Source organism: Vibrio sp. OPT24, assembly GCF_015163545.1.
Taxonomy (GTDB): Bacteria; Pseudomonadota; Gammaproteobacteria; order Enterobacterales; family Vibrionaceae; genus Vibrio; species Vibrio cyclitrophicus.
Map to the genome: position 1 here is coordinate 70,718 of NZ_JADDYI010000081.1, position 26,758 is coordinate 97,475.

At 46.6% G+C, this 26,758-nt stretch carries 13 protein-coding genes; 4 read left to right on the forward strand and 9 right to left on the reverse strand.

Annotation, left to right across the window (positions count from 1 at the left end):
• Positions 1-84 precede the first annotated feature (84 nt).
• From pfaD to IQO02_RS22500, 5 genes are read right to left on the reverse strand one after another with little or no spacing between them, the layout of a single operon-like run.
• Complete coding sequence (gene pfaD, locus IQO02_RS20635; protein WP_016791986.1) at positions 85-1,722, reverse strand: eicosapentaenoate synthase subunit PfaD; 1,638 nt, start codon at positions 1,720-1,722, stop codon at positions 85-87.
• Positions 1,723-1,752: 30 nt separating this feature from the next.
• On the reverse strand, positions 1,753-7,701 hold the full coding sequence (locus tag IQO02_RS20640) for a beta-ketoacyl synthase N-terminal-like domain-containing protein (RefSeq protein WP_102282541.1): 5,949 nt from the start codon (positions 7,699-7,701) through the stop codon (positions 1,753-1,755).
• Positions 7,698-9,755 (reverse strand): PfaB family protein, encoded by a 2,058-nt coding sequence (locus IQO02_RS20645; RefSeq protein ID WP_016796170.1) that lies wholly within the window; start codon positions 9,753-9,755, stop codon positions 7,698-7,700. The genes IQO02_RS20640 and IQO02_RS20645 overlap by 4 nt, the downstream gene beginning before the upstream one ends.
• Positions 9,755-17,578 (reverse strand): type I polyketide synthase, encoded by a 7,824-nt coding sequence (locus IQO02_RS20650; protein ID WP_102282542.1) that lies wholly within the window; start codon positions 17,576-17,578, stop codon positions 9,755-9,757. Before IQO02_RS20650 ends, IQO02_RS20645 begins: the two co-directional genes overlap by 1 nt.
• Complete coding sequence (locus IQO02_RS22500; protein WP_017098773.1) at positions 17,578-17,769, reverse strand: hypothetical protein; 192 nt, start codon at positions 17,767-17,769, stop codon at positions 17,578-17,580. Before IQO02_RS22500 ends, IQO02_RS20650 begins: the two co-directional genes overlap by 1 nt.
• 529 nt (positions 17,770-18,298) lie before the next feature.
• Here IQO02_RS22500 and IQO02_RS20655 point away from each other — a divergent pair.
• A complete protein-coding gene (locus IQO02_RS20655; RefSeq protein ID WP_102282543.1) occupies positions 18,299-19,114 on the forward strand; it encodes a 4'-phosphopantetheinyl transferase family protein in 816 nt (271 codons plus the stop codon).
• Positions 19,115-19,134: 20 nt separating this feature from the next.
• On the opposite strand, the gene IQO02_RS20660 is transcribed toward IQO02_RS20655, so the two are convergent.
• Entirely contained in the window at positions 19,135-19,542 is a 408-nt protein-coding gene (locus tag IQO02_RS20660; protein ID WP_009847292.1) for a thioesterase family protein, read from the reverse strand.
• Between the two features lie 356 nt (positions 19,543-19,898).
• Here IQO02_RS20660 and IQO02_RS20665 point away from each other — a divergent pair, with 356 nt between their 5' ends.
• The 3 genes from IQO02_RS20665 to IQO02_RS20675 all read left to right on the forward strand — a co-directional run bounded on the left by IQO02_RS20665 (position 19,899) and on the right by IQO02_RS20675 (position 23,078).
• Positions 19,899-20,894: a TRAP transporter substrate-binding protein gene (locus tag IQO02_RS20665; protein WP_016788636.1), complete on the forward strand. Its 996-nt coding sequence runs from the start codon at positions 19,899-19,901 to the stop codon at positions 20,892-20,894.
• A gap of 64 nt (positions 20,895-20,958) precedes the next feature.
• Positions 20,959-21,714, forward strand: coding sequence for a TRAP transporter small permease (locus IQO02_RS20670; RefSeq protein WP_016789153.1), 756 nt, complete (start codon positions 20,959-20,961; stop codon positions 21,712-21,714).
• Positions 21,715-21,716: 2 nt separating this feature from the next.
• Positions 21,717-23,078, forward strand: coding sequence for a TRAP transporter large permease (locus IQO02_RS20675; RefSeq protein ID WP_004736074.1), 1,362 nt, complete (start codon positions 21,717-21,719; stop codon positions 23,076-23,078).
• 33 nt (positions 23,079-23,111) lie between these two features.
• On the opposite strand, the gene IQO02_RS20680 is transcribed toward IQO02_RS20675, so the two are convergent.
• From IQO02_RS20680 to IQO02_RS20690, 3 genes are all read right to left on the reverse strand, one after another.
• Positions 23,112-23,285 (reverse strand): hypothetical protein, encoded by a 174-nt coding sequence (locus IQO02_RS20680; protein ID WP_016767079.1) that lies wholly within the window; start codon positions 23,283-23,285, stop codon positions 23,112-23,114.
• Positions 23,286-23,363: 78 nt separating this feature from the next.
• Positions 23,364-24,713: a sigma-54-dependent transcriptional regulator gene (locus IQO02_RS20685; protein ID WP_016784702.1), complete on the reverse strand. Its 1,350-nt coding sequence runs from the start codon at positions 24,711-24,713 to the stop codon at positions 23,364-23,366.
• An 87-nt stretch (positions 24,714-24,800) separates the two neighbouring features.
• The gene (locus IQO02_RS20690; protein WP_016767080.1) at positions 24,801-26,633 is read right to left on the reverse strand and encodes a sensor histidine kinase; all 1,833 of its coding nucleotides are present in this window, start codon (positions 26,631-26,633) and stop codon (positions 24,801-24,803) included.
• Positions 26,634-26,758 lie beyond the last annotated feature (125 nt).

Consider the following 26,758-nt stretch of genomic DNA (forward strand, 5'->3'; position numbering starts at 1 on the left):
TTAAGAAGAATAACCAAAAGAAAAGCGACCCGTTAAGGTCGCTTTTTTTATTCGTTGAGCTTAATTAACGCTGTATTGAAATGCCTAGGCCATTCTTTGCGTCGGCTTCCAGCGTGCTAGTTCCGGATCAAGCTTGATACCTTGCGAAGTCAGCAGGTTAACACGAGCCAAGTAGGCTGCGCCGTGCATTAGGTGTTTTGCTAGGTCGACTGCATTACGCTGCTGGTAATCATCTAGGTAGCTGTCTTTCGCCCATGCGTTGAATGCGCCAAGTGCAGGGCCAGCCCATACTTGGTAATCCATCTCACGACCTTGTTCGCCGGTGTTTGACCAACGGCTAGAAAGACCCAAGTACCAACGGAAGATCAACGCCATTTTACGCTTTGGGTTGCCTTCAGCGCGTTCTATCTGTTTAGGATCGCGCTCGTTAAAGTGCGCCACAGTCCCCGCCCAAATATCATCTAGTGTTGAACGGAATACTTGCTTCTCAAGTTTCAGGAGCTCTTCTACTGGAATCGCTTCAATTGAATCGTAGCGAGTGTAAAGTTCGTACAGTTTGTTTGCACGCATTGGGAACAAGGTACCACGCTTAACCACTTGCAGTTTCACGCCCATTTCGAACATGTCTGCTGCCGGAGCCATAGTCACGTCAGCCATTTCGGTTGTCGAAAGCAGCTTACGTGTGTGTTCGCTCGCGCCAGCCTCAACACACGCTTGGTTGATTGAACCGGTAACAATGTAAGCAGCACCCATGTTAAACGTCGCTAGAGCAGCGTCAGGCGTACCTACGCCACCACCACAACCGACACGTAGCGGAGTTTTGAATTGGTACTGTGCTTGGATTTGCTCTTTCAGTGCAAGAATCGTTGGCAGTAGAGTAACCAGTGGACGGTTATCGGTGTGACCACCAGAATCTGCTTCTGCGGTAATGTCATCAGCCATAGGAACCAGCTGCGCCAGTTCCATCTGTTCTGCTGTGATTCGACCTTCATCAACTAGAGCTTGCAGCATTTTAGCTGGAGCTGGTTGCATGAACTTACTCGCGACTTCAGTACGACTTACCTTAGCAATAACCTTGTTTCCAATCTGAATCTCACCTTGTGCATCACGGCTAAGGCCAGCTGCACGGTAGTGAACGATTTGCGGTGTTAGACCTAAGAAGGCAGAAGCCTCAACCGTTTTCACTTTGTGCTTCAAAAACAGCTCTACACTGCCGCGCTCTAGTGCGGGTTCGCTTGGGCTATGAATCAGGTTAAACGCATAAGGGCCGTTTGGCAGTGCTGCTTGGATACGGTTGATCGCTTGCTCAACGCGAGACGGGATTAAGCCCGCGGCGCCAAATGAACAAAGAATGCCAGCTTGACCAAGCGCAATCACCAACTCTTCAGATGAAATACCGTTTGCCATTGCACCTGCATAGTAAGCGTATTTCACGCCATGACAACGGCGAAAATCTTCGTCGCCTAGGCTTTGTGTACCAAGAGCAGGAGCAAAGGCGCTAACAGGTTGGCTGTTCGCTGAGCTTGCTGAATCGCCCGATGCAATCTCAGATTTTTGGCTTACGCCTAAACCTTTTTCTGGGTGGTTCACGACGTAACAAGCAAGGCTTAAGTCTTTCAATATTGTCGACATTGCTGCGTTATCAAAGCGAGTTGTGCTCTCTTCGATCTGCCAAGGCCACGGAGATAGCTTTTCGTTATTGATTGTAGTTTGAGTTGTCATACTAAATTCTTTCCTAGTTCTCTGTCAGGCTTATGCTTCTTCGATACAAATCGCGATGTCTTTCACTTCGTAAATACGCAAACCATCTTTGCTCAGGTTTGCGTCGCCAACGATGATGCGTTTGCCGTCTTCGTCTTTGATTGCAGTGATGTGTACATCCAGTGACATCTGTTTGTTCAGAGGGTTAATCTGACCACGGTATTTCCACTTCACTTCAGATTGGATTTGACCAAACTTAGGATTGCGGAAGCCAGCACCAAGATCTTTATTTAGAGCGTAGGTTTGCATCAGTTCGATGATCGCTTCGACACCTAGAGAACCTGGCATTACCGGATCTTGATGGAAGTGGAACTGGAAGAACCAATCGCTTGGGTCAATCGTACGCTCAGCGTATAGGTAACCCAGACCGTCTTTACCACCATCGCTGGTGATCTGCACCGTATCGATAAAGTTCAAGCGACCGCCAGCCAATTTGTAGTGCTCTTGCACTTGGCCAGTAGCCGAAACGGGTGCATTGAAGTAACGCGTCGTTTTGTCTAACAGATTGATGTTTACATCCGGTGTACGGTTGTTATCAACGTGCCAAGGGTGGGTCACCTTACCGTTGTCCAAACCAAGTTGGTCTTTCAGTGCTGCACCTTTGAAGTAACCAAATACCGCTGTACCTTGGTAGAACGGCACGCCATCGGTGCTCAGTTCGAAGCTAAAGCTCTGTACGATGTTGGTGCCCATCATTACGGTTGAAAGCAGGCGAGAATCGTTGGTGATCGTTTTGCCACGTAAATCGACGTTACGCAGCATTTTGCCGCTGCCGTCTAGGTTACGGAAAAACAGTTCTTCACCTGGGAAGCCCAGAGTGGTGCCCATGTAGCCTGAGATGAAGCCGTTTGGCTGCAATGAAATTTCCATCAATACCGAGTAAGGCATCAAGGTGTGATGGCTGTTTTCATCAAAGTACCATGCGTTTTCTGGCACTTCGTATTCAGCGATACATGATGAAGGCTTTTTGAAGTCACCACGCTTGCCATCGATCTCAACAACACGAGTGGTTAGCTGTAGGTCGCCACACGGAGTACGTGGTGGAATCATTCCGCGGTAGATAGAGAAATCAGGACCGAAACATTTCTCAATATCACCAGTCGCGAATTCGAACATGTGATAAGGCGTGAATGGAACCGTATCAGGTGTGCGGTTTGGGTAATCAGGAGTTACCGGAGCTTCAACGTGTTGAAGAGGAACCACACCTTTATTTGGCGCTGTTGCTAGGTCTTCAATTTGCGCCATGAGTGGTGCATTCGCTGAAGCCTGTTGGTTCACTGCTGGCGTTTGAGCAATGTGCTGAACTTCATTCTGCAACGCAGGTGTTGTGATAACCGTTTCAGTCGTCTCTAAAGAAGGCTGGTAACGGGTACATTCGTCGTCTTCTTTGATCATCACACCCAAGTTTTGGAAATCAACAATCACTTTGCCGTTGAGCAAAATATCGATGTTAGCTTTCGCGTATGGGCGAGGGCTTAGACCAATCTCAGTCACTTCCATGCGGTAAGTCAGTTCTGCCGATTGTGGTAGAACTTGACCACGGCAACGTACTTGTTGAGGGGCATTTTCAAGCGGTTGGAAACGGCCATTTTGAACAAGCGTGTGCATGCCAAGGTGCATCATGAAGAATTGCAGTAGTTGACCACAACCTTCTGCCATCAAAGATCCAGCCATTACTGAGTCATCTTTGAAGTGACAAGGGAAGTACCAGTGCTCAGGCTCTAGCTGTTTGTGACCTTCAATCAGACCAAGTCCCCATGTGCCACCTTGTGGTTCAACACGGCTAACCTTTTCGATCATCATGAACTTCTCTGAGCTGAAGCACAAAGAAGGCTGGTGGCTATTGGATTGGTGAGTTGGGCCAAAACACTCTGCGATGTTTGCAGTCAGTAGGTGGCGCAGCTCTTGGTGGTCAAACTGAGTTTTAGGGCAGTGCAGCATAGGGTCGAAGCGTTGCTTAGTTGCCAGCTTACGCGCCTTGATTTCATCTTCAGTGTGAATCACACCCTTGCCGTCTGCTAGCTCTTCATCAGTGAAGAAGCCCGCACAACCGTTGTCCATTTTCAGGATCATCTTGTCGCCAACGAAACACTCGTACGAGAAGAAGAACAGCAACGTATCGCCATTGCGAGCAAAGTTGTTGATTGAGATATCGTAACGCAGCGTATCGCCACCACGAGGCAAGTCGCCAAGGAAGGTCAGCGTACAATCAAGCAGGCGATAAACACGCTCGCCTTTGTTTTCAAAATCAATGCCTAAGTAGCTGATCAGCATTAGGTCACACTGACCAGATTCTACCGCAACAGCCCAAGGGATCTGGCCATCAACAAGATACGGCGCATCAACAGGAATGTCGTATTCGGTAGTCATTGTGCTTGGCTTGTACTCGTTGACGGTCGCGTTGAGCTTGGTTACACGAGATACCAATAGGTAGTCGGTAGTTGGCAAGCGAACGCGGCGCGAGTAGCTATCGATGATCGCGTAATCAGGGCCAAATACGTTGGCGATGTCGCCTTCAGCGTATTCAACCAGATCATCATAATCCCAGATACATGGCTTACGGATAGGTTTTACTGGTGTTGACTGAACCTGAGCTGGTTGAGCTTGAACAGGCTGAACTGATGTTTGTTGACCATTCGTTTGTTGAGAAATGGCATTGTTCTCTAAACCAGACGTAACGGCGTTTAGCTGTGCTTTTAATAGTGCATCAGCCATCTGCATGCCTTGGGCACGAGTGTGCAAGAATGCTTTGTGCACTTGCTGCGCTGCTTGCTGGTTTTGAGCAAAAGCTTGGTTGTGTGGTGTTACAGACGGCTGTGATGCTGCATCCGTATTAGCGTTGATGTTTGATACGCCATTTTTAGCGGATAGGACATGAGTCATATTGCTGTGGTTACCTGTTAGCTGACTGTGGCGAGTTGGCGCCAGAGTAGGGGATACTGATGTAGGAGTTTCGATTGCTGGCTCTACCGCGTTCTGCGCTAATGCTTTCTTCTCTAACTCTTTTTGCACAAGAGCTGCTTGAATGCTTGCTGTCGTTGGAACCGACGCCACAGTTGCTGCTTGTTTACCAGAAGCTTTCTGCTTAATTGCAGCCAAGTTAGTCACTGGAGTCTGGGCAATATGTTGATAGATATCGCGACCACCGAGAGTCACTTGCTTAACCAATTGACGTTTAGCATCACTCGCCAGTTCACTGCTTAAACGAACCGATAGTGATTGAGATTCAACACTCGACTGGCTTATTAGCAGCTGTGAACATTGTCCTTCGCTGATGTTGGCAACAATCGCGTTCTTAGAGCTGACATTTGGATTCAGAGACTCAAGGTTCAGGTTGAGCAGACCGTGTAGCAGGCTTGCCATGCCAGAAGCTGCGGAGCAGTGCCCAACACGTAGACTCGCTTGAGTCGTCCTTGTGCTCGCTAAACTTAGAGACGAAGACTGATATGACGAAGACTGATGTAATGAAGATTCAGGTGCATGGTTAAGCTCAAGCAGAGAAACATCGTTCGAGCTCATACCGACTTGAGTCAATAACTCATCAGCCACGGCGTTGTTATTCTCGCTTGAACCAAAGGCCAATGCGTTGATGCTGCCGTAAGCAGTGTCTTGGTTGCGCGCTACTCGGCTTTCTTCAACAAGAACAATTGCACCTGCGCCTTCGCCCACATTCCAACTACCGTCTTGCGGTTGTCCGAATTTTGGAGCAAGTGACACTGGGCTGACGCTGTTCTTCAGAATCACATGTTCTGCACTGCCACTAAGGTCAACGGCTGCAATCACGACTGCGTCCATTGATTCTTGCGACATTAGGTTTTGCGCGACATCGATACAACGAGCAACCGACTGTTCAGCGGCTGAAATCGTAAAGGCAGGGCCGTTAAAGTCCCACAGTGAAGAGATACGCGAAGCCATGATGTTACCAATGAAACTGGTGTATTGGTTCAGCTTGGCTGCGTCCATCACACTGTCCATCGCGATGGTTTCTAGCGATTGGTATTCATCTTGTGTTAGCTCAATCCCCATGTTGGTAAAGCTGTCAGCCAATTGGCTATGCAGGTTTACGCGTCCACGGAATTGGTGCATTTCAAGCTCTGTTTCCATCGCTACCAGTACTGCAACCTTTTGGCCTGCCACGAGCTTGGCGTCTTTGATGGCTTCGTCTGCAACTTTCATCAGTAGCAACTGCTGAGAGATCAAACGGTCATCTTCATTCGGCGGCACTTTGAAGCGTAGGAAATCGAGATCGAATTGATCGATGTACGCTCCGTTTGGAATACCATGTAAACCAAACTGATTCAGTAGTTCTAGATGTTGGTCTAAGCCTTTCCAGCGTTTCTTAGGCAAAGCAATGAAAGCATCGTTGTTGGTCTCAATCGCAGTGCTTAGCGTCTTGATACTTTGCAGAGAACCGAAGTGAGACGCGAGACCAGTAATGCTTAAATTAGACGGCTGTAGGCTTGGAGACGCTGACTCTAGAGTCTGGTTTACATGACTGGTGTCTGAATACGCTTCAAGCAGTAAGTGAGCATTACAACCACCGAAACCAAATACAGAAACACCCGCGCAGCGCTCTGAGTTGCCCGCTTTACTTGGCCAAGGTTGAACCTGCGTTGGCAGCGTCTGTGAACCAAATAAACCTTCTGGCGAAGACAGTGGCTTGTCCAAATTAATACTTGGCGGAAGTACACCTTCTTTCATCGCAAAGATCATCTTCATGATCCCTGGCATCCCTGCCGCAGTCAGCAAGTGACCGAGGTTAGACTTCGCAGAGCCAATCAATGGCGGGTTAGAACCATTCAATTTGTCAGCAAAGAAACGCTCCATTGAGGTTAACTCAACCTTGTCACCTAATGGTGTGCCGGTTGCGTGACACTCAATCACTTCGATGCTGTCTGGTGTTAGGTTTGATACCTCGTAAGCGCGTTCAAAGGCTTGTACTTGTCCTTTGCTATTTGGGCTTAATACGAACTGGCCTCGGCCATCGTTCGATAAACCAATACCGCTGACGACTGCGTAGATGTTGTCGCCATCACGCTCTGCATCAGCTAAGCGTTTTAGGACTAAAACACCCGCACCTTCGCCAGCAAACAAGCCTTTACTGTTGCTATCAAACGGAACCGAAACACCGTGGTCTGGGTAAGCGTGGAAGATGGAGAAACCCATGTTGATGAAGAATGGGTCAGCACCTGATACCGCGCCTGCCAACATCATGTCGGCTTTGCCTGTGTTCAAGTAATCACACGCTAACTTCAATGAATACACTGAGCTTGCACATGCCGCATCTAGGCTAAGTTGTACGTTGCCTAAACCTAGCGCATCAGCCACTAACTTAGAGGCGTTGTGTGCTGCCGCACCGTTGATCGGGTTGAGGTCTTGCGCGGTTTCATTGGTTGGTAGCAGTGAAAACTGGTCATTAGCCAATTTAGCTTGTAGTGCTTTCTCGACCACCGAGTGATACATCGGCAGAAACAAGTCGTTTGAACGTGTTGTTGGGAACGAAAGGGCACCCATGATCACGCCTGTGCGCTCTAAAACATCGGCATTTAAATCAATGCCAGCGTCGACTAACGCCTTACGACTGGTATCCAAAGCCCATAGGAAACTCTGGTCAACACCGTTGAACGATTCTGCTGTTAAGCGGTAGCCATTGCTATCGAAATTGAAGTTTTCGATGTAGCCGCCTTTGTCACAGTAAAAGCGGTCTGATTCACCTTGAACGCCCTGATAGCTTTCAGGTTTAGCACCTAACTTTTCAGCGCTTAATGTGGTGCGAGAATCTTTTTTATCTAACAAGTTTTGCCAAAAGTCTTTTGGCGTATCCGCTTCTGGGTATTGGTTAGCAATACCAACAATCGCGATCTTATTGCACTTCACTTGCTGCTTATTCTTAGCTTGAGCCTGAGCTTGATCTTGAGATGGCTTCGATTGAGAACTCATACTAGCTCTCCTTGATGATTCACTGCGCTGCCTTGAGATACACCACTTAATTGCTTAGCGGCGGTGACCTGTTGTTCTAGCCCTTGAATAATTGGCTCGACAGACAATGGAATTTGATGAGTAATGAGCTGACCAATGCACTTGATGAGCGTGACAATATCGTCACCACCTTTGGCATTGGAAGCGATTGTGCAGCATTGGTCGGCTACGTTGTCGCTACGATTGATCTTGTCGATCAATGTGCTAGTTTGACGATCGGCACCGACTTCTACAAACAGGCGAGCACCTTGTTGACGTGCACTCTGGATCAACGCGGTGAAATCCAGCGTTGAACAGAAAGTGTCGGCAATCGAAAGGGCGATGCTGTCGCTGTCGATATTGATTGGTGCGCCAGTCGGTAGACCTGCTGCGCTGATAAAGCGGATATGCTTTGGCAACTCGTCGAACAGTGGTTGCGTGTAAAACTCTTGCACTTGGCTATGCTGGCTCAACGCTGGCGTGGTGTGCATTGCAGTAACACGGTTAGCGGCAATGCCACGTTTACCCAGTTTCTTGAGCAATGCACGACATGAGCTTTCACAACCTGCTAGCACGCAAGTATCACCTTGGATGATAGCGAGATAAGCACGCGGAAACTCTGGTAACAGAGCCTCAATCGCTTGCGCATCACTGCGAACCACAAAGCTGTTCCATTGGATGCTTTCGTCGTCGTTCAGCTGCCAATCTTGACGCACTGCGGTGAGTTCACCAGAAATAGCCGTCGTGAAAATAGGGCTAGTTTGAGTCATCTCAATCAGCGCATGTGGGTTTTTCCAAACATTTAAGCTCGCCCACATGGAGGCTTCACCCTTGGAGTAACCCAAAGCGAAATCTGGCTGTACTTTGAATTCATCACATAGCAGTTGTTTTAACAGATAACTACTGCCGACACCGGCAATTGCCAGTTCACTGAGCGACATTTCTTGCGCGTCGTCAGCGTAGGTTTTTTCAGCCTGTAGCATCTCTTTCAAGTTACCTTCGCGTTCTAAGCGAGCAAATAACTGTGGGAAATGGTGGTGAAATTCGCGCAACATACCGGGATAAACCGTGCCAACACCAGGGTAAACAAATGTAACGCCACCTTTGCTTTGAGGCTTCGGTGAGAAACAACTGCCCGCTGGCGTTTTGTATTGGCTATTGTCAGCCATTACTTTTGGCAACGCATTTTCTAGCGCAGTGATCTCTTGTATTACAGCCTCAATTGAAGCCGCTTGAATCACGATGTTCGCACCAACGCCAGCATTGTGCTGAACGCTTTGGAAGTGGCTTAGGTTTGAATGCATCAAGTTGGCGATAGCAAGTTCGCTGTCCGCAGAATCGCTAATGCATTTAAGCTCTTCTCTTAACGAGGTTAACTTAGAAACCAATTCAGCTTGTTCGTTGCCTGAAACCACAAACATCAAACGCTCGCTAGATAGCAATGGTTTTGGTTCTTGCAAACCGGTCGCTTGAGTCAATATCAGGCTGGTGGATTTCTGGTTTTCTTCGCTGAAAGTTAACGCAGCAACACGTGCTTTGTTCGGCTCAGTGAACCAGTAATTGCTCGGTAATGAATAGCTCGGCAATGAACGGCTCGATATCGCATTAACCATATTCAACAACTCATCAAACTGCTGCGAAGCAGAAAGTGCAGAATATTGTTGTTGATGGCTTAAGTCTGAAGCGGGGCGGCGTGACATCTCTAGAGCAAGCTGAACGCTATCTCCATTATCTAGATCGAGAGCTTCGACAAAGCCCGCTAAATTCGCGTGTGGGTGAATCTTATTCTGAGCAGCGATCAGCGCACTCAACATCAACAATGATGGTGAGTGAGAATCCAAACAAAGCTTAACCATACTGCCTTGATTGACTGCCTCAATCGCTTGAGTAAGTGCTTGATTAAAATTGCCATCAACCACAACAGTCATTATGTCTGGGAACGAGGGGAATAAGTCGGCAGAAAGCTCAGCCGCATTTGCTGGCTGAGCTAAAAGAGCGATGCGTAATGGCATCGCTTTATTAGAAGGAACAGTCACTATGACAATTGCTCCTTTTCTGAGTTCTTAGTCGCTTCTTTCTTTGATACGGCTGAGCCAGATTTCGGCAAAAATGCGTCGTTTAAGCTCTTGCTGATGGTGACTATTGCACCTTTCATTACAGCACTTAAACGACCATCTTGGTGGTAAAGCGAGATATCAGCTTGCAGAGAACGAGCCGTGCTTTTTATTACACTGAGCTCTAGCCAACCTTGGTCACCATTGTGCATCGGTGCGTAGCAAACAAACTCACCGATTGCAGACGGTAGGCTTGCCGCGCCGTATTTCAATCGAGCCCAAACCAGCATTGCTTGCAACAGATAATCTTCAGCAAATGGCTGGCTATCGCCAAAACCTTGCTTAGGAATAAATGATCCGCAGTCGCTGTTTTCAATGTGAGGCAACTGGCATTGAGCCAATAAACCTAAGTCGTCAAAGCGTTCGACTGAGGTAATACCTTGCAATCTTGGTCCATGAAACAGAGTGCCGTCACTGTATAGAGCTTGTGCCGTTGTTACAGGTGCTGAAGTGTTGGCCTCAAAGCGTTTTACTGACGCTTGTTGAACATCTTCAGAGACTTGCACAGAGGCCACTTGCAACTGAGCTTGATACTGTGGTCGCCCTTGGCAACTGATCACCGCTTTTAGCTGATCTTTTGATTTAGCGTCAGAAAAAAGAACCAGTTTCAGCTCTTGCACTTCATCGGTATCAAAAATCACACCCTTAAGCAGTTTGTAGTTGTGAACGCTAACGTTCACCCCTAACAGTTGCTCTGCCACTTCACGCATCCATTGGATGGCACACACTGTCGGTAACACAGGGTTACCGGCAATGCAGTGATCTTGAATGAAAGGCAATGCCTTTGGATCAAGATGACGTGTCACAGTGATGCTTGTATTCAGCGGACTCTTTGCAAGATGCACAGACTCCGCATTAAGCTTTTTTACAGCAGCTTCCTTGTTGTCAGAACCTTGCATGCTCGTACCAACCAGCAGTTGAATGCCAGTTTCGTTCAGTAGTTGAGAACTAAATAGCTCTGCACCCGCCTGAAGAGGAATCACGTAAACACCGCGCTCTGTGAACATACGTTTCAGTGCTGCGTTGACCATGCCACCGTCCCACGGTCCCCAGTTGAAGCTCATCACTTTCGCTTGAGGGTTACGAACAGATAGTTGTAGAGCCGCTTTGTTTAGGATCTCGTTAGACATCGAGTAATCACTTTGACCTGTGTTTCCGTAGAAACCCGCCGCCGAAGAGAACATCGCAATCAGTTTTAGCTTGCTGCTATCAAGACCACCAAGAACCGCTTCTAGTCCGCCCACTTTCGTGCCGTAAACCATGTTCAGTTCATCAAGTGTTTTGTCTTGAATGTGTTTGTCAGCCAGTACACCAGCGCCGTGGATAAGACCTGTGATGCCTTCGAAATTCGCCAGCGTTTTCGCTACTGACTCATGGTTCGATACATCTAGGCTTAGGTATTCAGCGCTCGCGCCAATCTCGTTGAAAGCGGCAAGTGCTGCGTTGATTTCAAGGCTGCTCAATACAGGTTTTAGCAAGGTATCAACTTTCTTAGGCGTTGGTTTGTCACCTGTTGCTTGTAGGTGAGCGATAGCCGCTGGTTTTAGCTCTTTCTCTTGCTTGCCTTGTGCCCACTGAGGTAGCTCAGCTGAAGTAATATGCTTACTACGACCTGCAAGAATGAAGTGAGACTTACATTGCTTAGCAAGCGTCAGTGCACATTCAAACGTCACGCCTTTAGCGCCGCCTGTTACGAGAACTTTGTCGCTCTTGGTGAGTTGAGCGCCTGTGTTCTTCGTTTGTGCAGCACCTGGTGTTGCCGCAATCAATGTTGCACGACCAGATTCACCGCTTTCTGCATGGCTAAGGCCGATTTCAACCGTGTTGGTATCGATATCGAACAGTTCACCTGTGATAGCTTCAGCTAGGTGACGAGCATCAATAGAAGCGTCAGCATCCAATGCGCGGCAGAACACGTTTGACCATTCATGGCTTAGTGTCTTAGTGAGACCAGACAGCGCGGCTTGGTTAAGTTCCGCATTCATCAATTGCTTAGTATCTAGGTAACCAAAGCCACCATCGATACGGCTTAGTGTGAAGAAAACACTGCGACCAGAAGCGGTATTCAGCTGACCATTTAGGTGCTTGGCGAATAAGAACGCTGTGGTTAATGAAGCTCTTGAGTCTGCATTCAAGTTAACCGCTTGCTCGTTGCTTTGTTTCGAATCAACGATAGCTTGTAAATGAATGAAGCCAGCAATCACTTTGTTCGACGTTTTAAGGTCTGCTTCGATGTCGTTAATCACCGCAGTCACACCCGCATCATCGACGCTGTTGAGTGTGTAGCTTGCGATTTCACTGTTTAAAGGTGATGCGGCAGAAAGAGCACTACGCACTACGGCAACTTGAATGCCGTTAGCGGTCAACTTTTCTGCTAGAACACCAGCGTTGTGACCATCATCTGTGATCACGACACAAGCGTCTTTTGAGAAACAATCGACGAGTTTATCTGCCGCTGGTAGCTTTTTTAGCGCTACCTCATTGTGTGGAGGAAGTTCAGCTGTCGCTGTTTCTGCGATAGGCGTTATTGATTCAGCTTTTGGAGTCGCTACGGGTGCAGCAGCGGATAGCTTGCTTTGCATGTAAGTAACGATTTCACCAAGCGTACGACACTCAGCTAGGTCTTCAGGGTTTAGTTCTGGCAGCGTTGGTAGCTGGTCTTGAACTGTACCTAGAATTTCAACACGTTTGATAGAGTCGATACCAAGGTCTGCTTCCATGTCCATCGCTAGGTCTAGCATTTCTGCTGGGTAGCCAGTTTTGTCGGCAACCACTTCCATCATTGTTGATTGAACATGAGCAGGGTTTAGGTCATTGCTCGTGCTTTCTAAAGTTGCTGCAGCGACTTCTGTACTCGTAGTAGCAGTAGCGCCTAGCTTACTATTCATGTAGTCAACGATTTCACCCAGAGTACGACACTCAGCTAGATCTTCAGGGTTTAGCTCTGGCAATGTTGGTAGCTGGTCTTGAACTGTTCCAAGGATCTCAACACGTTTGATTGAGTCGATGCCAAGGTCTGCTTCCATGTCCATTGCTAGGTCGAGCATTTCTGTTGGGTAGCCAGTTTTATCAGCCACTACGCTCAGCATTGTGCTTTGAACTTGTTGTGCGTTTAAACCGTTTGATACTGCTTGCGCTGGTGCAGATGCTTGAGCTGCTACTGGAACAGAAGCTGGAAGCTTACTGTTCATGTAGTCAACAATTTCGCCTAGAGTGCGACATTCAGCTAAGTCTTCAGGGTTTAGCTCTGGAAGAGTCGGTAGCTCGTCTTGTACCGTACCTAGAATTTCAACACGCTTGATTGAGTCGATACCAAGGTCAGCTTCCATGTCCATTGCTAGGTCTAGCATTTCAGTCGGGTAGCCCGTCTTCTCTGCGACTACTTCTAACATGGTTTTCTGAACGACAGCCGCATCTAGTCCATTGCTAGATGTTGCCGGAGCAACCATTGGTGCCTGTGAAGACACAGGAGCTGAAGCTGGAAGCTTGCTGTTCATGTAGGCAACGATTTCGCCAAGAGTGCGACACTCAGCCAAGTCTTCAGGGTTTAGCTCTGGAAGAGTAGGCAGTTCATCTTGAACCGTACCAAGAATCTCAACACGCTTGATTGAATCGATACCAAGGTCTGCTTCCATATCCATTTCTAGATCAAGCATTTCCGTTGGGTAACCTGTCTTCTCAGCAACCACTTCTAGCATGGTTTGTTGAACGACTTTCGCATCAAGACCGGTAGCTGCTTGAACAGGAGCGGTTGCGCTTGGCTGTGCTGCAACAGGCGCTGATGCTGGCATCTTGCTGTTCATGTAAGTAACGATTTCGCCAAGAGTACGACACTCAGCTAAATCTTCAGGGTTCAGGTCAGGTAGGTTTGGCATTTCGTCTTGAACGGTACCAAGAATCTCTACGCGTTTGATTGAGTCGATACCAAGGTCTGCTTCCATGTCCATTTCTAGATCAAGCATTTCCGTTGGGTAACCCGTTTTCTCAGCGACCACTTCTAGCATCACTTTTTCAGCATCTGCTGATTGTACTGCTACTGGTGCAGCCACAGGAGCTGGTTGTGCTTTTACTGGCACAGGCTGAACTGCAACCGGTGCTGCTGCTTGAGCGGCTACTTGTGGAGCAGGAACGGCTTTCTGTAGTGGAGCTTTCTGAGTTGTTGTATTTTGAACCGGAGCAGCTTGAACAGACTGAGCTTGTACAGGAGTCGCTTGTACTTGAGCTACAGGCTGTTGAACGATAGCTGCTGGAGTAGTTGGAGCTTGAATCGCTGGTTGAGCATTTACTGGCGCAACGAAGGTTGGTTGTGCCGTTTGTACTGAACCTTGTGTCAGCATATTAAGTGCTGAGTTGTTGCTGTGCGCTTGCATTTCTAGGTAATGAGCGTGAGCTTTTAGCGTTTCAGCTTGGTGCTGGTGGAACATTTCCATAGAACGCTGAAGGTTCTCAGGAATTGCTACGCCTGCCGTTGCCATTTTCGCTTGCTCAGACATTAAGGTGTTGAATGTGTCACCGTATTGCTGAGGAATCGCCAAGAACTGCTGATGTACTTCTGCTGCTTGTTGTTGAGCATTGAAGAACGACTGCAATGAAGATTCATCAACCGTTACGTTAGACGGGGCTGTTTGAACCACTTGAGGCTGCTGAGCTGTTGTTGCTACTTGTGCGCTTGGTGCTAGAGCAGCTAACTGTTGTACATTTGAAGCTTGAGGAGCAGCCACAGGTACTTCAACGATTTCTGTTTTGATCACTTCTTTTTCCACGATTTTCTCGACTTCAACTTTCACTTCAACAATCTCAGTCTTTTCGGTGACGTTGCCCGAAGCCAATGATTGATCCATTTTCTTACGAGTAGCAGGGCTGATGTAGTTGGTTGCATTCAGCTTGATGTTCATTGGTGATGCCTTCGCAGGTTCAGCAATGTCAGCTTGGTAAGGGTCAATGTTGTCTAATGAAACACCTGCCACGCACAGTTGAACTGCAGCTAAACGAAGCTGTTGGTCACTGTCGCCTTTAGGGCTTGGGTTGATGCTGATTGCGTAAAGCTCTTCGTTCTTATCAGCCAATGTTTTCTCAACCAGCTTTTGAAGAATGTTTTTCGGACCGAACTCAACGAATACACGCGCACCGGCTTCATACATCGCTTCAATTTGCTCGCTGAAACGAACCGATTGCAGCATGTGTTGCTTGAACGCTTTCTTAATCGCTTTCGCGTCTTTGCTGTGCAGTTTGCCCGTTGCGTTCGAGTAAAGCGGCAGCGTTGGAGCGCTGAATGAAGCTTTATCAATTGCAGCAGCAAATGGTTTTTGAGCGTGAGCAACAAGTGGTGTGTGGAAAGCGCCAGATACTGGCAGAGCAATCGCTTTGAAGCCTTGTTCTGTTAGCGCTTGTGCTGCTTGTTGAACCGTCGCAGTTGGACCGGCAATAACCAGTTGAGTCGGAGCGTTGTAGTTGGCAATGCTCACGCCTTCGAATTGGCTGATGCAGCTTTCAACGGCTGGAAGTTTGTCTGCGTCTAAGATGACCGCAAACATAGTACCGCTGTCGCCTTGTTCTGGTGTCGCCGCCATAGCATCGCCACGAGCGAAAGCTAGCTGGTAGTAATCGTCTTGCGAGATAACACCCGATGCACATAACGCGCTTAGCTCACCAAAGCTGTGGCCTGCGACCATGTCTGCTTTGAAGCCAGCTTGAGTCATGATGTCGAACTGACCCATAGACACAGTACCAATCGCACTTTGAGCATTGGCCGTGTTGGTTAACACCGCTTCTTGAGCTTTGGTTGCTTCTGGTGTGAAGGTTGGAATTGGGAACAGAATTTGCGACAGAGCCGTTTTCTTGTGCTGACCAAATACTTGATCCGCTTGAGCAATCTGTTGGCGCATCTCAGGGTAGTGACAAGCAAGCTCGCGACCCATGTTTAGGTATTGCGAACCTTGACCTGCAAATAGCGCTGCCACTTTACCTGCGCCGTTTGCAGCAATCAGTGCCGACTCACGGTAGCTAGTGCCGTTTGGCATCTGCCAATGTGCTTTGGTTTGGCTCTCAAGCATAGAAAGCGCTTGAGTCAGTTGCGCTTGAAGGTCTGCTTGGTCATTGACAACTAAACCAAGACGAGCGTGCTTAGCGTCAACTTCGCGTAGAGCGTGCTGCTCAGCAAGCGCTTCTAGTTTGAACGCAGCATCTGCGGCTTGAGTTGAAATCTGCTTGAGGTCATTGATCAGTGCTTGACGAGATTCTGCGCTGAATAACAGAGTTTGCGGTACTTGGCGCTGACGGTATTTGGCACCGCGAGCGTGTTCTGGCGTGTACTCTTCCAATACAACGTGGAAGTTAGTACCACCAAAACCAAATGAGCTGATACCTGCACGGCGTGGTGTGCCATCAACACGTTGCATCCAAGGACGCGTTTGTGTGTTTAGGTAGAACGGTGAGTTCTCGATATCCAACTTAGGGTTTGGAGCGGATACGTTGATCGTTGGCGGCAGTACTTTGTGGTGCAGTGCCAACGCAGCTTTGATTAAACCTGCAGTACCCGCGGTTGATTTGGTGTGACCAATTTGAGATTTCACAGAGCCTAACGCAATGTGTTGCTTCTCTTCATTGTTCTCACTGAATACCGAGTTTAAGCCACCAAATTCAGCCACATCGCCTGCTGCTGTACCTGTGCCGTGCGCTTCTAAAAGACCAAGTGTGTGTGGTGCGAAACCAGCATCATCGTAAGCACGTTTCAGAGCTTTTGCTTGTCCTTCAGGGCGAGGCGCGTAAATACTTTTGAACTTGCCGTCTGAAGAAGAACCGACACCTTTGATTACTGAATAGATTCTGTCGCCATCGCGCTCTGCATCTTCAAGGCGCTTAAGAGCAACCATGCCAATACCTTCACCAATCATCATGCCTTTTGAGTCGATGTCGAAAGGTTGAATGGTTTCATTGGTGGTAAATGCAGGTGTTTTAGAGAAACTCATGTACATGGTTGGCGAGTTATCAGTACAAACACCACCCGTGATCATCATTTCACTGCGGCCTTCAACTAGCTCACTTAAAGCCATGCGCATTGCGGCTAGAGAACCTGCACAAGCAGCGTCTACCACACAGTTGATGCCGCCAAGATCAAAGCGGTTAGCAATACGACCTGAAATTACGTTCCCCAACGAACCAGGGAAGGAGTTCTCTTCCCAGTGGATGTATTGGTCTTGGAATTTTTTGATCAGCATTTCGCTGTCTTCGTCGTTGATGCCACTGCTCTTGAAGACTTTTTTCAAAACAGGGTATTGAAGACGAGCATTCAGGCTTTGAGCGATCTTTTGACCACCACCAACACCGAGCGTGATACCGATCTTATCGCGATCGTAGCCTTCAGGCAGCTTGGCATCTTCAAGTACTTCTTTAGCAACGATCAGAGAAAGCAGCTGTGAAGTGTCTGTCAGTTCTAGGATATTTGGCGGAAGGCCGAACTCCATTGGGTTGAAGTCTACTTCTGGGATGAAACCACCGCGCTTACAGTAAGACTTGTCTGGCGTAGTACGATCTGAATCGTAGTAATCTTCTGGACGCCAGTGCGTATCTGGTACTTCAGTAATCGCATCGATCTTTTCGCTGATAAGATCCCAAAATTTATTCAGGTAGCGAGAGTTTGCAAACATGCTCGCCATACCAACGATAGCGACAGGCATATCTTTAAGGCGTTTATTCAGTCGAGAATCGTCGACTGATTCCGGTGTATTTGTCTCGGGTTGGCTCATTATGAGTCTCCACTAGAAATCACAGAAAGTGATGTCGTGTTTTGAGGCTGCGCTTTTAAAGCTATAGAAAGAAAATCTGAAACAGACTTAGGGAAGCGCAGCTGAAAATTCAGGTTGCTGAGTGGCGGCAACCAGATAGAAATTAGTTTTTCGAAGTGCGTTGACTTACGAGAGTAGGGGAGGTGTTTCATGTGCGAAGAGAGCATTCGAATGTGAGGGTCATGTCCATTAAAATCCTGTCCAAAGTACTGCTTTTGTGCAAAGCAGGTATCCGCAAAAAAAACGTGTGAATTTGTTTAATGGTTGAGCAGGCTACCCGAGGTGAGTAGTTGATACAATGCTCCCAGCGGCCACTATGATCTGTTCAGACCAGATGAATCGAATGTGTTTTTGATTTTTGTATTTTTATTGTATTTAACTTATTGATATTTAATGGGTATGAATTGTTTTTTAGTGTTTATACTCTATTTTTTGGCCTAGTGAGATCTATGTCAGGTTTTTGTAAGTAAGGTTTAATAGATGACTGTTTAACAAGGCTGAGTGTGATCTATGTTTTAATTTGTTATTATTTTAAAATCAAGTTCCAAGCTCTCATATGAAGGATGTTTCCTTCCCGATTTCTCTATGTTTATAGCAAATCATAGGTGAGTTAAATTTGTTCGTTTTGATGTTTTTTTGATAGCTTGATGAGAGTGATTTTAATAAATGAGCGCTAGAGATATGGGAATACCGATTGTGGATTTGTGGCTTTGCTCCCTGAGTGATTTACATGATGATATCGATAGCGTGTCGTACTTAAAACAGAGGCTCACGATGGATGAGATAGCCAAAGTTGATCGCTATCGAATGCCCTCATCTCAGGTTCAAGCTTTGTACGTTCGTAACTATCTAAGAAAGGTGTTGTCTTGCTATTCTGATTTGAGGCCAGAAGAGTGGCGGTTTGAATATGGCGAGAAAGGAAAGCCAAGTTTAGTCGCCGAACAGCAACTCAAGACGGGGTTAAATTTTAATATTAGTCATAGCAAAGAACATTTGTTGATTGCAGTTTGCCAGATAGAAGGGAAGTCACTTCAATTAGGCGTCGATATCGAACATGCCAGAAGCTCGACCAATATCGACTCGATCATGAAGCACTATTTTTCAGATACGGAATTGACGGATTTACTTAAGCTCAACAAAGAAGAACAAAGAGAGCGCTTTTTCGATCTGTGGGCGCTGAAGGAGTCGTATATCAAAGCGACGGGTAAAGGGCTAGCGACATCGTTGCGAAGCTTTTCGTTTGATTTCTCTAATTTGACGGAGCAAACATTGCCAATTCACTCTTCGGATTTTCAACCAAACTTGCAGGATGAAATTAGATTGTATAGCGGGATTGGGTTGGATTTGGATTCTGCTCAAGAAGACGATATTTCTACAGATTGGCAATGTTGCTTGGGTCGATTAGATGACCAGTACCGTTTTGCCGTGACTCTTGGTGGAAATTTGCTACCCATGCAGATAGAGATGAGAACCTTTTCGTTGTCTCATCTCTTTTAAGCGAGTTTGGTGAGGTGAAGTTAGCTCGTTTCGCCAAGCATCGCTTTTAATACTTCGGCAGGCACTGGCTGCAGTTGCTTGTCTTTATCTAGGCAAACCATTTCGATATCACCAATCACCGCAGGCTTAGTTGCATCTTTGCGCCACACTTCTTGTCGCCATAGCGTTTTGTATTTTCCATCGAGTTCAAAAGAGGTTCGGATGTCGCAAATCTCAGCGAACTCAACTCCATCTTGAAAAGTCATGTTGGCTTTATAGACCGCAAACCCCAGTCCATGCTCGTTCCACAAGGTTGCCAGTTTATCGCTACCCAAGACATGTTCGCGTGCACGCTCAAAGTACTTTAGAAAGTTAGGGTGATAAACCACACCTGAGTGATCGGTATCTTCATAGTAAATTTGTACTGGGTGATGGTAGATCTGACTCATTGGTATCAACTCTTGTTAAGTAGTGAAGTGGTAAATCTGACTAAGTTGTGCAGCACTCTACAGGATAGGCCGAAATTACTTCAAGGTATCATCGGCAATGTGGCTCTTGGTCAGACCTCATTCGGCCGTATCCATTAGTGATGCGTTGGTCAACTCCCACCCATTTACAAATATTCTATGTGTCATTTCCCACCCATTGATTTTTGCAGCGAGTTGGTGATTACAGCAGGCAGATATCATGAAGCCTTATGGTTAAAGGGTTGTTAATGGTTTGTGTCAATGTGGCGCGCTAATTGCCTTAGTGAAAGCACACAGTTCCCATTGAAGGGCTGTTTTGTTTACTAAGGAGAATAATAATGTTTAAGCCTCTTACCCTGCTGTCTGTCTCTGCTCTGGCGCTCACAAGTTTTAATGCTGCTGCAAACTGTGATCCAGGTGAAATCGTGATTAAATTCAGTCATGTAACCAATACCGATAAGCACCCGAAAGGCATTGCCGCTTCTTTACTGGAAGAGCGAGTAAACACGGAAATGAACGGCAAAGCTTGTATGCAAGTTTTCCCGAACTCAACACTTTACGATGATAATAAGGTACTGGAAGCCCTGTTAAATGGTGATGTTCAAATGGCAGCACCATCGCTGTCTAAATTTGAGAAGTTCACTAAGAAATACCGCATTTTTGACCTTCCTTTCCTATTTGAAGACGTAGAAGCCGTTGACCGTTTCCAAAACTCAGAATCTGGTGAAAAGCTGAAGAATGCGATGAAGCGTCGTGGTCTACAAGGCCTAGCGTTTTGGCACAATGGCATGAAACAGATGTCGGCAAACAAACCTCTTATCAGCCCTGAAGATGCAAAAGGTTTGAAATTCCGTGTTCAAGCATCAGATGTATTGGTGGCTCAGTTTGAACAACTAGGCGCTAACCCACAAAAGATGTCTTTCAAAGAAGTGTACGGAGGCCTACAAACTAAGGTTATCGATGGCCAAGAGAACACATGGTCAAACATCTACGGTAAGAAGTTCTTCGAAGTACAAGACGGCGTGACTGAAACCAATCACGGTATCTTGGATTACCTAGTTGTAACGTCAAACGACTTCTGGAAAGACTTGCCTGAAGATGTACGCACACAACTTGGCACTATCGTTCAAGAAGTGTCTGAGACGCGTAACGCAGAATCTTCAAAAGTTAACCTAGCGAACAAAAACAACATCATCGAAGCGGGTGGTGAGGTTCGTACACTTACGCCTGAACAGCGTGAAGCATGGGTAGCTGCACTTCAACCAGTATGGAAGAAGTTTGAAAAAGACATCGGTTCAGATCTTATCGATGCAGCGTTAGCTTCAAACCAATAACACCGCTAAGGGAGTGGCGAGTGTTCGTCACTCCTTATTAAAACAATTATAAGCGGAGTCAATTATGGAAAAGCCTCAAATGGAACAACCAAATTCTAGCGAATCAGCACTGGAAACCTCTCTTTTTTCCAAAGTCGGAAGAGTTACGGATGTGATTGAAGAGTCATTAATCGCATTTTTCCTTGGCGCAATGACGCTACTTACTTTTGCCAACGTGGTATTTCGATACGCATTCAATGGCAATATCTTGTGGGCACTAGAACTGACTGTGTTCATGTTCGCTTGGATGGTGTTAGTGGGCGCATCTTATGGCGTTAAAAAACACTTCCACATTGGCGTTGATGTCATCATTAACCTTGCCCCAGAAAAGCTACGTAAAATGTATGCGTTAATTGCCGTTACAAGCTGCCTGGCCTTTTCAATCCTACTTCTTATCGGTTCTTGGAATTATTGGTACCCGTTCGCGACCGATCGTGCATGGTATGAGACCGATGATATTCCAATGCCCGAGATGCTTCAGTTTCTTTCTGACTGGATGAATGAAGGTGAGCGATACGAGAAACTGCCACGTTTTATTCCTTACATGGCACTACCTATTGGTATGGCAATGCTGACGTTCCGATTCATCCAAATCGCTTATCAAGTGGCTACGGGCAAGCTTGACCGCATGATTGCAGGCCATGAAGCCGAAGAAGAGCTGGATGCATTGAAAGCTGATGTGTTGGCGGGTTCTGATGAAGACGCGACAGCGGTATTGGATTCGACTAAGCAAAACAAGGCGAATGAGTCGGGTACAAAATCTAACGGTAAGGAAGACTAATCATGGCAATGTTATTTCTATTTTTAATGGTAATTGCTTTCATGTTGGTCGGTGTACCAATTGCGATTTCCCTTGGTTTATCGAGCGTCATATTCTTGTTGATGCACTCTGATGCGTCACTAGCTTCGGTTGCACAAACGCTGTTTAATGCATTTGCAGGCCACTACACACTCTTAGCGATCCCTTTCTTTATCTTGGCCTCTAGTTTCATGTCTACAGGTGGTGTGGCGAAACGTATTATCCGTTTTGCTATCGCAATGGTCGGCTGGTTCCGCGGCGGTTTAGCGATGGCGTCGGTTGTGGCATGTATGATGTTCGCAGCGTTATCTGGATCGTCTCCAGCAACGGTAGTGGCAATCGGTAGTATTGTTATCGCTGGTATGATCAAAAACGGCTACACAAAAGAGTTCGCGGCAGGGGTTATCTGTAATGCGGGTACTTTGGGTATCTTGATTCCACCGTCAATCGTGATGGTAGTTTACGCTGCGGCGACGGATGTATCTGTAGGTCGTATGTTCCTCGGTGGCGTGATTCCTGGCCTGTTGGCAGGTGTGATGTTGATGATTGCTATCTACATTGCAGCACGTATTAAGAAGATTCCTGCACAGCCTTTTGTGGGCTGGGGTGAGATGTTCGCAGCAGCAAAAGACGCAAGTTGGGGTCTGCTACTGATTGTCATCATTTTGGGTGGTATCTACGGCGGTATCTTTACACCGACGGAAGCGGCGGCTGTTGCAGCGGTATACGCGTTCTTTATTGCCAACTTTATCTATAAAGATATGGGGCCTTTCGCTGACAAGAAGAATACAAAGCCTGCTTTGGTTAAGGTGTTCCAAACCTTCTTCCATAAAGATACCAAAGACACGCTCTATGATGCCGGCAAGTTGACGATCATGCTGCTGTTTATCATTGCCAATGCTCTGATTCTTAAGCATGTACTGACAGAGGAACGCATTCCTCAGATGATCACTGAGTCTATGCTTTCTGCAGGCTTAGGTCCGATCACCTTCTTGATTGTGGTGAACGTTCTACTCTTGATTGGTGGGCAGTTCATGGAGCCATCAGGCTTGCTGATCATCGTAGCACCTTTGGTATTCCCAATTGCAATTGCACTTGGCATCGACCCTATTCACCTAGGTATCATGATGGTGGTGAACATGGAGATAGGGATGATAACGCCGCCTGTGGGGCTTAATCTGTTTGTGACAGCAGGTGTCGCCAAGATGTCGATGATGAACGTGGTGAAAGCGGCATTGCCTTGGGTAGGCGTGATGTTCTTATTCCTGATTATCGTAACTTACGTACCTTGGGTATCAACATGGTTACCAACCACGTTGATGGGGCCAGAAATCATCACTAAGTAGGATGTTATGTCATTTTAAAAAGGTGAGGAGGTATTAAACCTCCTCATCAATATTCCTACCGAAGTTCAAGTAAGAGTCGCTCTGTTGATAGAGGGCTCTTTTTGCTTCTAGTTCCGGCGTGTTTAAGTCGACATGTTGATCGATATAATAAACACCGTCGATCTCCATTGTGTCGGTAATTGATGGAACTTTTGTTTTCTCACCCATAACCATTTTCCTATCAACTTTATTGCATAACATCCTGTTAGCGGTTTAAGTATAGGTGATCTTGCTCGCATATCTAATTTAGTTTTCGCTCTGTCGGTATGACTCTTTCGCAAGTTGATGTTTTTGCATCTTGTCATAGAGGGTTTTGCGCGGAAGTTGCAGCCTTTCCATGGTCTCTTTTATACTGCCGTTACACTCAATAAGTGCTTGCTTTAGAGTGCTTTTCTCAAAGTCAGAGACCAACTCAGCTAGCGATAAATGCTGGTTTGATTCAACGGTGTTGTCTGATAAATGAGAAAGCTTGCCTAAAAGTACAAAACGCTCGGCAGTATTACGTAATTCTCGTACATTTCCGGGCCAATCATGAGCTAAAAGTGCGTGCAGTTCTGTTTGTGGAAGTGCAGGGGCTGTTTTGCCATAACGAGCCGCCGCGACGAGCAAGAAATGGTGAAAGAGTGCAGGTATATCTTCTTGGCGACTTCTCAATGGCGGCAAGTCTAAAGTAACTACATTGAGCCGATAATAGAGATCTTGTCGGAAAGAGCCTTCCTCAGAAGCTTTTTTTAGGTCGACTTTAGTTGCGGCAATCACGCGAATATCGAGCGGTACTAATCCGTTCGAGCCGACTCTTTCAATGACTCGCTCTTGTAATACGCGCAATAGTCGTATTTGCGCCTGCATTGGCATGGATTCTATTTCATCTAAGAATAGGGTGCCGCCTTGCGCGAACTCGAACTTACCTACACGTTTGTTTTCGGCTCCCGTAAAAGCACCTTTTTCATGACCATAGAGCTCACTTTCAATCAGGTTTTCAGGAACGGCGCCACAGTTGACCGCAACAAAGTTTTGCTCTCGGCGACTGCTTTGTTCATGCAGAGAACGAGCAACTAGCTCTTTGCCCGTCCCCGTTTCGCCAAACAATAAAATATCGGCGTTGGTATCGGCAACATGAGTGATGATAGAACGTAGCTCTGTCATAGATTGTGTGTCACCAATGATTCTCGGTCCTAGTGCTTTACTCGCCTTCAATGAGCGCTTCAGTTCTTGGTTTTCGAGAGTTAACTGGCGTTTTTCGATGGCGCGTTTGGTCGTCTCAATTAAGCGTTCATTCGCAAAGGGCTTTTCAATGAAATCATAGGCACCGTTATGGATAGCTTGAACGGCCATTGAGATATCACCATGACCAGTGATCATGATGACCGGGATTTCTTTGTCTTTATGCATGACCGTGCTGAGTAGGTCATGCCCAGAAATACCCGGCAAACAGATATCGGTAATGATCACGTGGGGAAGACCATTTTTCTGGATGGCGATCAGCGCAGATTCTGCATCGGGAAAGAATTCGGCGTCAATCTCGGCAAGTTCAAAGCTTTGCTCAATGGCCATTCTTAGATCGGATTCATCATCAATGAAATAGACGTGACACATAGTTTATTCCTTTACTCTTTTGTTCTAATTATCGTTGAGTTGGTTTGCTTGTTTGCTTGTGAAGTTAGCTAATTTAATGAGTTAGCCTTAATCTGCTTGCGCGCGTTCTGTTCGTGCACGGTGCTCATCAGGCACAATTGGGAGTTCGATACTAAAACGAGCGCCACCTTGTGGGCTGCTATCGGTCAACAGTTTTCCGTTAATTCCACCGATTATTTGTTGAGAAATCGATAGCCCGAGTCCAAGACCATTTTTTTTGGTGGTATGGAAGGGTTCAAAAAAACCTCCCGTCGAAGGTGACATAAAGCCGGGGCCATTATCATCAACGTGAATCAACAGAGTTTTTGATTGTTCATTATTTGATTCCCTAATCTCTAACAGGATAGCCAATTGTTTATCTTCTTGATTTTCCATAGCTTGAACTGCATTGGTCAGTAGGTTAATGATTACCTGTTCCAGTTGAATCGCATTGGCGAGCACGCAAGCATTGAAGGTTTCAGGGAGCTCATTTACTTTGACTCGCTCAGTTTTCAATTGCGGTTTCATCAGCTCTTTAGAGGAATGAAGAACAGGCAATATCTGCAATGTGTGTAGCTCTTCCGCCGTGGACTTTTTTGCGAAGGAGCGAAGCTGGTGGCTAATTTTCGCCATACGATCGGTGAGTGATGAAATTCGAGATAGGTTGTCATCAACACGCTCGGTCTTTTCTTTTGCAAGAAACAGCCGGCCGTTATCGGCATAACTGCGAATCGCAGCGAGTGGGTTATTCAGTTCGTGACTGATGCTCGCTGACATTTGACCCAATACCGCTAGTTTAGCGGCTTGGATAAGCTCATCTTGTGTTTGCCTGAGCACCCGTTCTGTTTCGATACGCTGTTTGATCTCGATATGGAGCTCAGAGGTTCTTTCGAGGACTTGAAACTCGAGTTTTTGTTTGGCTTCAGATTGTAGCCTATCGATTTGCGTACGCCTTTGTTGGCGGTGATGGTTGAGTTGCATCGTGAGATAGATAATGGCAAACACTAAACTCAGCACCACAAGGTAAGCGATGAGATCCCACCAAACTAAGTGTGTTGGAGAAAATACTCTGACAGTTAGTTTCGGGTCATCGAGGAAGCGTGATGAAGTAAAAAAACGTTCTTTTACGAGCTGGTGTGGTGATTGAATGCTGCTGGTGGCGCTTTCTAAGTCTCCTGAAAAGTGAAGGCTCTCGATCTTGGTATCAAGGTATTGTCTGCTTTCTTGAATGCGAGTTTTTTGCGCTTTATCTAAAGGTTGAAGGCTTTTGAACAACCATTCAGGCTTGCTCGACATAAAAACAATCTGGTCTTTATCGTCGGCAACAAAAAAACTCTGCTTTCCTTTCCAACTTGCTTCAATCAGTGATAAATCCATTTTTACGACAATCACGCCAATGATTTCGGCCGCGTAGGAGACAGGGTAAGAATAATAATAGCCTCGCTTTCCCGAGGTAGAACCTAAAGCAAAGTACTGGTTTTCATTGCCGAGAATTGCTTGTTGATAGTAGGGACGAAAAGCAAAGTTACGTCCAACGAAAGAGTGTTTCAGGTTCCAGTTACTAGCAGCTATGGTGGTACCGATACTGTCGAGTAGGTAAGTGTCGGACGCTTGAATTACTGTGTTTACGTGCTCTAGATACCGATTAGTCAGCTCGATTTGCGCGGAATTACTTGGTGAGTGTAGGGCATCGACTAGTTCTTTATCTTTTGAGAGCAGTTCTGGGATATGGGCAAACTTATCCAATTGGCTAGAAATATGAACGGAAAATCGATCTAACTTAGACTGGTGATCATTTAACAAACTTTGATGGCTTGTGCTCCATACCCAGTGACCACCGAGAACCATCAGCAAGACATAGGTGATGAGCAGTAGTAAAGGGATTCTTAAAGCTCGAAACATGAACGCTCTCCGCTAAATTCTAGGTAAACAAATACACCTGTGTTTTCTCGTTTATGACAGCAACTAGCGGTAGTTTTTTCTTAAAATAGAGAGATAACAGATGGTGGTAGGTTAAGGCTTTGTAA

Excerpts from the sequence above, each read along its gene's own strand:
- pfaD (WP_016791986.1), bottom strand. The coding sequence starts at position 1,722 with ATGACAACTCAAACTACAATCAATAACGAAAAGCTATCTCCGTGGCCT.
- IQO02_RS20640 (WP_102282541.1), bottom strand. The coding sequence starts at position 7,701 with ATGAGTTCTCAATCGAAGCCATCTCAAGATCAAGCTCAGGCTCAAGCT.
- IQO02_RS20650 (WP_102282542.1), bottom strand. The coding sequence starts at position 17,578 with ATGAGCCAACCCGAGACAAATACACCGGAATCAGTCGACGATTCTCGA.
- IQO02_RS22500 (WP_017098773.1), bottom strand. The coding sequence starts at position 17,769 with ATGAAACACCTCCCCTACTCTCGTAAGTCAACGCACTTCGAAAAACTA.
- IQO02_RS20655 (WP_102282543.1), top strand. The coding sequence starts at position 18,299 with ATGGGAATACCGATTGTGGATTTGTGGCTTTGCTCCCTGAGTGATTTA.
- IQO02_RS20660 (WP_009847292.1), bottom strand. The coding sequence starts at position 19,542 with ATGAGTCAGATCTACCATCACCCAGTACAAATTTACTATGAAGATACC.
- IQO02_RS20665 (WP_016788636.1), top strand. The coding sequence starts at position 19,899 with ATGTTTAAGCCTCTTACCCTGCTGTCTGTCTCTGCTCTGGCGCTCACA.
- IQO02_RS20670 (WP_016789153.1), top strand. The coding sequence starts at position 20,959 with ATGGAAAAGCCTCAAATGGAACAACCAAATTCTAGCGAATCAGCACTG.
- IQO02_RS20675 (WP_004736074.1), top strand. The coding sequence starts at position 21,717 with ATGGCAATGTTATTTCTATTTTTAATGGTAATTGCTTTCATGTTGGTC.
- IQO02_RS20680 (WP_016767079.1), bottom strand. The coding sequence starts at position 23,285 with ATGGGTGAGAAAACAAAAGTTCCATCAATTACCGACACAATGGAGATC.
- IQO02_RS20685 (WP_016784702.1), bottom strand. The coding sequence starts at position 24,713 with ATGTGTCACGTCTATTTCATTGATGATGAATCCGATCTAAGAATGGCC.
- IQO02_RS20690 (WP_016767080.1), bottom strand. The coding sequence starts at position 26,633 with ATGTTTCGAGCTTTAAGAATCCCTTTACTACTGCTCATCACCTATGTC.